Below are 320 nucleotides of genomic sequence, written 5' to 3'. Positions count from 1 at the left end.
CTCACTTGAGCAGACCAGTTTAGATACTGGGTCGGTAGCTCAGGTGGTTAGAGCGCACGCCTGATAAGCGTGAGGTCGGAGGTTCAAGTCCTCCTCGACCCACCATTCCTTCGGAATGATGTGTCTCGTCGGTCTTTATGTTTTGTCCGTACTCGATTGCTTTGCAATCTGTGTGCGAGATGGGCTCGACCCACGGATCGCATTGTAGCGGGGCCTTAGCTCAGCTGGGAGAGCGCCTGATTTGCATTCAGGAGGTCAGGAGTTCGATCCTCCTAGGCTCCACCAATTCCTTTGAGTTGGTTCCTTCCGTAGCTTGATAT

The 320-nt window shown here is 53.1% G+C and carries 2 tRNA genes; both read left to right on the top strand.

The window, feature by feature from the left end:
* Positions 1-28: 28 nt before the first annotated feature.
* Positions 29-105: transfer RNA gene (locus AC3CB2_RS23490), tRNA-Ile, on the top strand.
* A gap of 104 nt (positions 106-209) precedes the next feature.
* A tRNA-Ala gene (locus AC3CB2_RS23485) sits at positions 210-285 on the top strand.
* Positions 286-320: the final 35 nt, after the last annotated feature.

The organism is Pseudovibrio sp. SCP20, assembly GCF_057774105.1.
This window is presented reverse-complemented; position numbering and strand designations above follow the sequence as displayed.